This window comes from Kitasatospora sp. NPDC005748, assembly GCF_040630735.1.
Lineage (GTDB): Bacteria > Actinomycetota > Actinomycetes > Streptomycetales > Streptomycetaceae > Kitasatospora.
In genome coordinates, this window is sequence record NZ_JBEXYD010000118.1 from 1 (window position 1) to 9,594 (window position 9,594).

Consider the following 9,594-nt stretch of genomic DNA (forward strand, 5'->3'; position numbering starts at 1 on the left):
CCCGCGAGGTCTACCGCGCACTGACCAGCACTCCAACCTCACGAATCACCCAACCCGACCTTGCTCCTGCGGCTTGACGTCTATAGGAGCATCCGGGGACCAACCCGCCGCCGGGGCCGGCACAACACCGGGTCTGCATCCGGTCCTGCTCGACCCCGTGGTGACCGGACTCGGCCGCCGACGCAGCTCGCGCCCGCCGCGTCGGCGGCCGGGTCCGGACCGCTGGTCGGGCCGGCCCTCGCGGCCGTGGGGGTCGCGCGGTGCGACGCCGCGTCGTCGGCCCGGCCGGGCAGCGCGTTCCGTCCGCGGGCGCGAGCGCCTCGCGAGTTCTGTGGCCACCCGGCCCCGGGGGGCTGGTCGGCGGGACGGACGGCTGGGCGGATCACCGTCGAGAGCGGTTGTCGGTGGCTTGGGAGAGCATCGGGCGATCAGATGCCTGCCGGTGGCGTGTTGGCAGGCGAGGGCGGCATCGGGTGTGTCGGTGCCGTTCGGAATGATGCCCTTGTTCGAGATCGAGCGAGAGGGCCGCAATGGACAACGACGAACTGGACGATCTGATCCACCTTGCCGACCCGCCGGGGACGAGTGGTCATGTCGTCGCGTTGCGGGTGCTGAAGCGATCGAATCCGGGGGGTGAGCTCCTGGACTGTGAGTTCGTCGTGTCGACGGAGACCGTCACCGGCAGGTTCCCGGTGGGAGTCTCTTCCTTCGACCTGGACCGCTGGGAGGAGGCGCTCATCAGTCTCGCCGGGCACCGGTTCGTCTCGTGGCTGAACTCCGGCCGGACGGTCGAGCTGAGGATCAAGCCGCTCAGTCCCAGCGCGATCGGGGTGTCGATCAGCGACGCCCCGTCCTCGCAGGTGACGGTCAGCCTGCCCATGTCCCCTCCGGCCGGCTGGATCGCGGACCACCAAGCGCGTCTGGTGAAGGCCCGGCAGGTCCTCGCGGGCTGACTGGCTCCTGGCCGGCCGTCAGCGGGCGGCGCGGCCCGCTGTTCGGCTCGGGTCCTGATGGCGGCCAGGCGGAAGGAATCTACGTCACCCTCGTACCGGGACCCGACCGGACGCTCACCCTCACCCTGTCCATCCGCGGCGTCGGCATCGGGTACACCCCGAACTCCGCCCGGCCCACGGCTCAAGGCGGGCAGCAGCGCCGTCGTGCGCCCGACCGGCTCGACGGCCTCCGCGGCGTCCTACACGGCACCCTCGTGAACGAGTTGCCGGGATCCCGGGTGGGCCGGGTCGTCGGCCGGGGCGGCGGCGCGCAGTGCCGCCTCGACCTGGCGGTTGCTGGTCATGGTCGCGGTGACGGCGGTCATGGTGAGGAGGAGACCGGCGGCGGTGTAGAGCGGGGTCCGCACGTCGTAGGTGGTGGCCAGCCAGCCGCCGAGGAAGGCGCCGAACGGGGCGGCGCACATGGAGAGCATGCGGGAGGTCGAGGCGACCCGGCCCATCAGGTGGGCGGGGACGATCGTCTGCCGGAGGGAGGGGGCCAGCACCATCGTGGCACCCATGCCCGCACCGCAGACGGCGAGCGCGAGACCGGCGACGTACGGGTTCGGTGCGGCGGCGAGGACCAGGACGGCAAGCCCTTCGAGGGCGGCCGTGCAGGTCAGTGCGGTGCCGGTGCCGAGCCGTCGGCCGAGGAAGGAGGCGATGCCCGCGCCGAGCAGACCTCCGGTGGCCTCCGCGGTGAGGAGCAGACCGAAGCCGAAGGCGCCGATGCCGAGGCGGTCGTGCGCGAAGAGGGCGAGCACGGTCTCCACGGCGAGGAAGGCGATGTTCCCGACCGCCGGACGCAGCGCGAGCCCGAGCAGCAGCTGGTTCCGGAAGACGTACGAGGCGCCGTCCCGTGCCTGCCGCAGCAGCGACTCGCGGGCCTGCGGCAGGGGCCGCGGCGCGGCGGGCAGCGAGCGTACGAGCAGGGCGGACAACGCGAACGACACCGCGTCGGCGAGCAGCGGAACCGCCCGTCCGAGCGCGAGCAGGGCGCTGCCCGCGGGCGGTCCCGCGAAGCCGGACGCGGCGGTCTGGGCGCCGCGCAGGCGGGAGTTGGCGCGCTCCAGGAGTGCGGGGTCGCGGCCGAGCAGGTCCGGCAGATAGGCGGTGGCGGCCGTGTCGAAGAAGAGTCCGCCGAGGCCGAGCAGGAAGGCGACCGCCGCGAGCAGGGGAACGCTGAGCAGGTCGAGCGCGGCCGCTGCCGCCGGTATCGTGAGGAGCACCGCACGCGCCGCGTCCGTCACCCACATCGTGCGCCGACGGTCCCAGCGGTCCACCAGCGCGCCGCCGAGCACCCCGAACAGCAGCCACGGCAGCGTTCCGGCGGCAGTGACGACGGCGAGCGCCATCGGATCCCGCGTCAGCGTCAACGCGAGCAGTGGCAGCGCGGCGTGCGTCACGCCGTCACCGAGCGAGGATACCGTCTGCGCGGTCCACACTCGTCCGAACCCGGCCGGCAACTTCCGAAGGTCTGAGGTCACTTGGCGTCTCCTTCGGCCTGCACGCGGGTTGCCGGGTGGAACAGCGCGAAGACGAGCGACGCGTCCGGCAGGGACGGATCGGACAGCTCCCGGTACTCGTCCGCCAGCGCTTGCAGCCGCGCCCCCAGCTCCGCGAACTGCTCGTCGGTGAGCCGAAGGTGCGCCATCCGCACGTGCCGCTCGCCGTCCGCCGGCGCCGCCTCCAGGTCCGCCAGCGCATGCCGCATCAGCAGGTCCGGCCCTCCCTCGCCCGGATCCGGCAGCACGATCGACCGCGCGGCCATGGCGTAGTACCGCTCGGTGACCCCCCGGACCTTCCGCGTCCGTACCACCTTCACCAGGCCGGCGCGCTCCAGCAGCCGCACGTGGTAGCTGGAGCTCCCCTTCGCGAGGCCCACCCGCTCGGCGATCTGCGTGATCGTCGCGGGCTCGAAGCGGAGCACGGCCATGATCCGGTGGCGCGTGAGATTGGAGACGGCGCGTAGCTGCTCGTCAGTGGTGACGTGGAACTTCGCGGGGAGATCATCGGTAGGCACGGGTCCAATGGTCAACGTTCCTTGACCATTGGTCAAGGGGTTTCGCCCGCGCGCCCGGGATCGACCGTGCAGCACGCGGGGCCTTCACCCCTGCCCCCACCCGAGCTGCCGGGACGGCCGGGCGACTTCGGCCCGCTGTGGGCGCTCAACCAGCCCTCGCAGTCGACGACCGTCGATCCAAGATCGAAAGGACCTCCAGGGCCTTCCCGCGCCCCTTCGGCAACCTGGGTGGTTCAACGAACCCGGGGTCGTTCTCCTGTGCCAGAACTCCGGCTTTGGGCAGGGAACTTGACCTCTACGCGTTCTGACTCCTGGTCGCCGAAGCGCCGATGGACCGGCACTCGCTCCTACAAGAGATCGTGCAGGACGGCCACTCCCGTACCGAACGTCCACACGGCCGGCAGGAGCCACATGCCAGGGGACGGGCGGTCCTTGCGCAGCACGGCGATGGCGATACCGACAAGGAGGCAGAGCAGGGCGAGGCCCTGGGCGATCCAGGCGATCGTGGGATAGCCGGGGTGGGTGCCGGGGTGGTCGGCGGCCATGCGAAGGATGAGGGAGGAGAGGAGCAGTGGCACGCCCGTGTCAGCGACGATGTCCTGGAGGGTGGAGGTGCGACGGGCGGGGTCGGTCACGCCGATTCCTTGACGACGGGTGGCGTATGGCTGTTCCGCCCCACCGCGGGGAGGTCGGTTGTACGACGGATCGGGGAGGCCAGGAGGGATCCGCTCGCTCGCCGTCCGGCCGTGGTGCTGTCGCGGGACATGACCAGCGCTGGGCCGCGGGCCGGTCGCCGCGGGGCCTTCAGAGCAGAGCGGTGACCGATCGCGCCGCGGCCATGGCGACCAGGAGGGCCGCGCCGGCCAGAAGGCACTGCGTCGCGCGCTGCATCCTTCTCGCCCTGAGCTGGTGGACGCTGATGCAGCGCCACAGCTCCAGGACCGCGGAGTCGGCCGCCGCCTCCACGCTCTGAGCGGAGAAGCCGGACCGGAACTCCTCCGGAGAGCCGAACGCACCTACGGTGTCGCCGTAGCCGAAGGCGATCGGAACCGGGAAGCCGGCCGGCCGCGACATGCCCGGGACCCTACGGAACCCGGTGAGCACCGAGGCCGCCAGGGCCGCCGAACCCGCGCTCACCACCAGCGCGAGGAGCGCGGCAGCCCCGATCACCGGCGACACGTCCGACGACGTCGCGCCGGAGGCGAACACCACACCCGTGATCACGAGCGCGTCCGCGCTCAGGAGCGTGCCGGCCCGATTCACCAGACCGAGACGCAGTCCGTCCGCCCGCGTCAGGTGCCACTGGGCGAGCTGCAGTCTCTCCTCGGCACGTAACTCCCCGCTCACTGCTCTCCCCCGTCCCCGCACCGCACCGCGAGGACATCCCCGCCGTGCAACAGACGCTTCCCCCGCCATCGCAAGCCCAACCCACTCCGGGGCCGGACCGGGCGAATCACGACGTCCAGGACACGGAGCGCGGGGACGCCGGCCGAGCGGGTCGGCCAGCACCGCACCGGGACACGGTGCGGTGCTGGCCGGAGCGGTGCGCTGTGCCCGGCTCAGCGGGCTATCGAGATCGCGAAGGGCGAGAAGCCGTTGGCGCGGATCACGTGCGGTACGAACAGGATCGCGGCCTCCGTGGCGCGGGCGGTCCGGATCCCGCCGAGATCGGTGATCCACTCGTCGTGCCAGCCGAGGTCGTTGAGCAGTTCGCGGACGGTCTGCTTGGCTTGCGGGTCCTCGCCGGAGAGGAAGGCGTCGGGTGCCCGGGTGAGCATGGCCGGTGCGGTCATCACCGGGAAGAGCATGGTGTTGAGGGTCTTGACGACGTGCGTTTCGGGGAGCGCTTCCTGGAGTTGCTCGGCGAGGCTCGACCCCGGGTGGAGCAGTTCGCCCGGCAGTCCGTCCGGTCCGTCCGCGGTGGCGTTGGAGACGTCGACGAGGATCTTGCCCCGGAGTTCCTCGCGCAGGGCGGTGAGCCGCTCCAACGAGCCGTCGCCCGGGGTGGCGTTGATGACGATCCGGGCCGTGCGGGCCGCGTCGGCGGCGGCGCCCGGCGTGCGGTCCGCCGCGGTCACCTCGTGTCCGGCCCGGGTGAGGGCGGTGGCCAGGTTGCCGCCGACGCGGCCGTTGCCGAGAACTGCGATCGTGGTCATGGGGAGGGGGTCCTTCCGTTCGTACGGGATCGTGGTGGTCGAGGTGCGGGTGGTCGTGGCGCGGGTGCTCGTGGTGCGGGTGGTCGTGGCGCGGGGGCGCGTGGCGCGGGGGCTCGTGGCGCGGGTGCGCGCTCAGCGCGAGAGCGTGGTGACGGCCTGGGCGTGGACGCCGGGCGCGGCGGCCAGGAAGCTCTCGCTCAGCGGGGTCCAGGGGCGGCCCTGGGCGTCGGAGATCCGGCCGCCGGCCTCGGTGACGAGCAGTGCCCCGGGCAGCAGGTCCGCCCGGGCGCCGGCGAACTGCCAGAAGGCGTCGATCCGGCCGGCGGCCACGTTCACCAGGTGCAGGGTCGCGGGCACGGCGGTGCGGACGACCAGCGCGTCGAAGAGCATCGCGGTGATGGAGGAGCCGACGCGCCGCACGACCTCCTCGTTCTCGTCCGGCCGGGCCTGGCTGGTGGCCACGATGCCCAGGCCGAGGTCCGCGGTCGGGGAGACGTGCAGCGGCCGGCCGTCGAGGTGCGCGCCCGCGCCGGCGAGCGCGGTGTAGGTCTCGCCGGTCAACGGCAGGTGGACCACGGTGAGCACCGGCCGGTTCTCGCGCACCAGGGTGGCGGTCACCGCCCAATCCGGCAGGGCGTGCAGGTGGTTGACGTTGCCCTCGGCCGGGTCGACGACCCACCACTCGCCGGGCGGCAGCGCTCCGCCGTCCAGCTCGTCCTCCACCCACCCGGCCTCCGGGCGCAGCTGCGTGAGGCGGGGGCGCAGGATGTCGAGGGCCGTGTCGTCGTTGGCGGCGAGCGCGTGCATCAGCTCCTCGCGGGTCCGGTAGTGGACCACGTCACCGAAGCGTGCGAGCAGCGCGGAGCCGGCTTCGCGCACGGTGATCGCGACCTGGGCGAGCAGGTCGGTGTCGGCGGTGGTGGCGACGGCGGCGGCGACGGCGGTGGTGTTCTGAAGCATCGCGGACATGGCGGAACTTCCTTTTCCAGCAGAGGTGATGAGGGCCGGTCGGGCCGAGCGGTCCGTTGCGTCCCGCGCTCACATCTCGAAGGTAGACAGCCCAGTCATTAACCACAACTGCATGTCAAGCACGGCTAGGATTACTCCCATGCAACTGGATCTGAATCTGCTCGCCGCGCTCGACGCGCTCCTCGAGGAGGGCAGCGTGGCCGGGGCGGCCGCGCGCCTGCACGTCACCGCCCCCGCGATGAGCCGCAGTCTGGGCCGGATCCGCCGTACGACCGGGGACCAGATCCTGGTACGCACCGGCCGCACGATGACCCCGACCCCGTACGCGATCGCCGTCCGGGAACAGGTGCACGAGCTGTTGCACCAAGTCCAGGGGGTGCTGGCGCCGAGCCGTGAACTCGACCTGACGACACTGGAGCGCACCTTCACCCTCCGCTGGCACGACTCCCTGGTCGCCGCGAGCGGCCCCGCCCTGCTCACCGCCGTCCGCGCACAGGCGCCGGGCGTGCGCCTGCGCTTCCTCGCCGAATCGAGCGGCGACACCCCCGGGCTGCGACGCGGCGAGGTCGACCTGGAGGCGAACGCCAACTGCCCGGCCGCACCGGACATCCGTGCCGAGAACGTGGGCGAGACCCCCCTCGTCATCATCGTGCGGCACGGACACCCCCTCACCCGCGTCGAAGACGTCACCGCGCAGCACTACGCCGCCGCCGAACACATCACCGTCTCGCGACGCGGAAACCTCGCCAACGCCCTCGACGACGCCCTCGCCCGGCTCGGCCTCAGCCGCCGCGTCGTGGCGAGCGCGCCGACGGAAGCGGCCGCGCTGGAGTTCGCCCGCGGCTCCGACGTCCTGGTCAGCGTCCCGGAAGCCACCACACGCACCGCGGTCGCCGACCTCGGCCTGGTCGCCCTGCCCCTGCCGCTCGAACTGCCGTCGGCACCGGTCTACCTGTCGTGGCATCAGCGCCACGACAACGACCACGCCCACGCCTGGCTGCGCGGACTGGCACGGACCGCGCTGGCCGCCTGCGCAGCGCCGTAGTCGGCACCGTCCGGGCCGCTCCACCCGGATGAGCTACCTGGTTCCCTTCACCCGGCCCCTTGGAGCCGGTCATCTAGGCTGGCGCGGTGACTGATGAGCGGGGGCGGGCGCAGCCGTCGGGAGTGTGGGCCACGGCGGTGGGGGTGGCCAGGGTGCGGGCGCTGGAGACCGCGCGGGAGAACGCGCTGTTCCGCGACCCACTGGCCCAGGCCTTCGCCGCCGCCGGCGGCCTGTGGCCCCCCTCGCCGCCGCTGCCCGACGACGAGGCCGCGCGGCGCCGCCGGCTGGCCGTGTCGTACTCCATCGTCATCAGGACGAAGTTCCTCGACGACCTGCTGCGGCAGGCCTGCGCGTCCGGGATCCGGCAGGTCGTGCTGCTCGGTGCCGGCATGGACAGCCGGGCCTTCCGGATGGACTGGCCTGAGGGCACCCGGCTGTTCGAGGTCGACACCGCCGCGCCACTGGACTTCAAGGCTTCGGTGCTGCGCCAGGAGCGGGCCGTCGCACGCTGCGATCGGAGCACCGTCGCGGTGGATCTGCGCGAGGACTGGCCGGGCGCGCTGGCCGCCGCAGGGCACGACCCGGCCGCGCCGACGGTGTGGATCGTCGAAGGACTGCTGATCTACCTGCCCGAGGGCGCGGTGGAGCTGTTGCTGGCCCGGATCGGCGCACGGTCGGCGGCGGGCAGCCGGATGGGGCTGACCTTGGGCTCGCGTGGCGTGATCGAGCGCTTCGGCGCGGACGCCGTGCCGGGGTCGGCGGCGTCCCTGTGGGTCTCGGAGATGCCCGACGACCCGGTGCGCTGGCTGGCCGGGCACGGCTGGGAGGCCGACTGCCACACGCTGCGCGAGTGCGGTACCGCCTACGGCCGCCCGATCAGCACCCCGCCGCGGCGCGAGGAACGACCCGGCGGACTGATCTCGGCGGTCCGCCGGTAGGGCGCCTCGGGTCCTTCATCGCCGCCGAATCGCTGCCGCGGTCGAACGAGTGCTCCGGCTTGCCGGGAGACAGGTCCAGCGGACGCCGATGAAGCGCAGGCGGCCAGCTCGGCGCCGCCGCCGGCCCCGAGGGAGCGGCGGCGGCGCCGCCCTAGGGATGCTGACCGGTACCGTCACCGGGCTGGGCAAGGCGTACTACGTCTGCGGTACCGACCCGGGCTGATCCGCACACGCCGCACGCGGATGCCGCCTGCCGGCCGATCGAGTCGGCGAGCGGCGGGCGGGCCGACACCGGGCGGCTCCCGGAGACGACCTGGTGCCGCCCGTCGCCATGGAGGCGCAGCCGCCCGAGCAGTGCGGCGTACCGCGTGCCACGTCGACCCGCCGCCACGGGGCGACTCGCGGATTCCCCCTTCAGTCACCGGTGGCTGAAGGGGGAGTACGACCCTGGCAGAGGGCATCCGGACGTGACCGTGCCCGCCGACGCACCCGCTGCTCCTCGCTCGACAACTGCTCCGGCCTGCGGCCGTGGCCGCCAGCCCGTCAGATCGCGAGGTCCCGGCGGTTCAGCAGCCGGAAGGCCGCTGTCAGGCCGGCCAGGCCTACGGCGGACAGGACCGCCAGCGAGGGTACTCCCCCACCGCCCGATGGAAGTCACCCGTCGACAGATTCAGCCGGGCACAGAGTTCGGCCTGCCGTGGCACCGGGGTCCCCTGGAGGGCGGCCAGCAGGTCGAGGGTCTGGCGCCCGGTCAGTTCGGGGTAGAGCCGGAGTTCGCCGGGGAGGTAACCGATCGCGGGCGCCAGGAGGCGGTGGTCGGCGACGGGGTCAAGACCGAGCACCCGGACCTCCCCGGTGGTCGGCCGCAGCAGCCCGACCAGGCAGCGCAGCGTCGTGGTCTTCCCCGCACCGTTCGGACCGAGCAGCCCGAACACCTCGCCCGTTCCGACCTCGATGTCCAGCCCGTCGATTCCGACGGTCCGGCCGTACCGCTTGGTGAGTGATATGAGCTCGATCGCCGCGGCGCCGGTTTCGGGCATGACCCCACCTCCTGTGGTGACCGCGGCTCCATGGTGCCCGCACCTAACCTCCGCCAACCGCGGAGCCCTCTCCACCGTCCCGCGTGGAGCGCCCCGCCCATCCGGCCCCCTCGGCCCTGTTCCGGCCGTGGAATCTGAGGTCCCGCCCCCGGACAGCCAGGGGCCGGGACCTCAGATTCCACGGCCCCGGCCCGGCGGTCGGGGCCCGGCCACTCCGGGCGGTCACCGTGCGGTGATCCGGCGTCCGCTGGTCTCGTCCGGGCGGATGCGCACCCACAGGTCGCGGCCGCCGCCGGCCCAGGGGGTGCTCCCCGGCAGCTCCTTGAGCCGGGCGACCTCGTCGGGGTCCTCGACGTACTGGGCCCGGCCGAGGATCAGCACGCTCCAGCCCCGGCTGAGGCTCTCGTCGATGTGGTCCACCTGGAACGAGA

General features: G+C 72.9%; 11 protein-coding genes. 3 read left to right on the forward strand and 8 right to left on the reverse strand.

Translation table 11 applies throughout. The features are described from left to right. Window positions 1-530 precede the first annotated feature (530 nt). Window positions 531-953 (forward strand): DUF5959 family protein, encoded by a 423-nt coding sequence (locus tag ABZ495_RS36310; protein WP_359840236.1) that lies wholly within the window; start codon window positions 531-533, stop codon window positions 951-953. A gap of 239 nt (window positions 954-1,192) precedes the next feature. Here ABZ495_RS36310 and ABZ495_RS36315 read toward each other — a convergent pair whose 3' ends face one another. The 6 genes from ABZ495_RS36315 to ABZ495_RS36340 form a co-directional block, all read right to left on the reverse strand. Continuing rightward, window positions 1,193-2,479, reverse strand: coding sequence for an MFS transporter (locus tag ABZ495_RS36315; RefSeq protein ID WP_359840237.1), 1,287 nt, complete (start codon window positions 2,477-2,479; stop codon window positions 1,193-1,195). Then, complete coding sequence (locus tag ABZ495_RS36320; RefSeq protein ID WP_359840238.1) at window positions 2,476-3,015, reverse strand: winged helix-turn-helix domain-containing protein; 540 nt, start codon at window positions 3,013-3,015, stop codon at window positions 2,476-2,478. Before ABZ495_RS36320 ends, ABZ495_RS36315 begins: the two co-directional genes overlap by 4 nt. 347 nt (window positions 3,016-3,362) lie before the next feature. Continuing rightward, on the reverse strand, window positions 3,363-3,650 hold the full coding sequence (locus ABZ495_RS36325; RefSeq protein WP_359840239.1) for a hypothetical protein: 288 nt from the start codon (window positions 3,648-3,650) through the stop codon (window positions 3,363-3,365). Between the two features lie 169 nt (window positions 3,651-3,819). Beyond that, entirely contained in the window at window positions 3,820-4,362 is a 543-nt protein-coding gene (locus tag ABZ495_RS36330; RefSeq protein ID WP_359840240.1) for a hypothetical protein, read from the reverse strand. A gap of 212 nt (window positions 4,363-4,574) precedes the next feature. Continuing rightward, window positions 4,575-5,171, reverse strand: coding sequence for an NAD(P)-binding domain-containing protein (locus ABZ495_RS36335; protein ID WP_359840241.1), 597 nt, complete (start codon window positions 5,169-5,171; stop codon window positions 4,575-4,577). 132 nt (window positions 5,172-5,303) lie between these two features. Beyond that, entirely contained in the window at window positions 5,304-6,140 is an 837-nt protein-coding gene (locus ABZ495_RS36340) for a 3'(2'),5'-bisphosphate nucleotidase CysQ (RefSeq protein ID WP_359840242.1), read from the reverse strand. Between the two features lie 139 nt (window positions 6,141-6,279). On the opposite strand from ABZ495_RS36340, the gene ABZ495_RS36345 reads away from it, so the two are divergent. Then, the gene (locus tag ABZ495_RS36345) at window positions 6,280-7,185 is read left to right on the forward strand and encodes a LysR family transcriptional regulator (protein ID WP_359809565.1); all 906 of its coding nucleotides are present in this window, start codon (window positions 6,280-6,282) and stop codon (window positions 7,183-7,185) included. A gap of 122 nt (window positions 7,186-7,307) precedes the next feature. Then, entirely contained in the window at window positions 7,308-8,123 is an 816-nt protein-coding gene (locus tag ABZ495_RS36350) for a class I SAM-dependent methyltransferase (protein WP_359840245.1), read from the forward strand. Window positions 8,124-8,725: 602 nt separating this feature from the next. Here the strand turns inward: ABZ495_RS36350 and ABZ495_RS36355 are convergent. Both ABZ495_RS36355 and ABZ495_RS36360 read right to left on the reverse strand, forming a co-directional pair. Further along, window positions 8,726-9,163 carry an ATP-binding cassette domain-containing protein gene (locus ABZ495_RS36355; protein WP_359840243.1) on the reverse strand — a complete coding sequence of 146 codons (438 nt, stop codon included), beginning with the start codon at window positions 9,161-9,163 and terminating at the stop codon, window positions 8,726-8,728. Between the two features lie 222 nt (window positions 9,164-9,385). Then, a partial coding sequence (locus tag ABZ495_RS36360) for a pyridoxamine 5'-phosphate oxidase family protein (protein ID WP_359840244.1) occupies window positions 9,386-9,594 on the reverse strand: 209 nt, incomplete at its 5' end.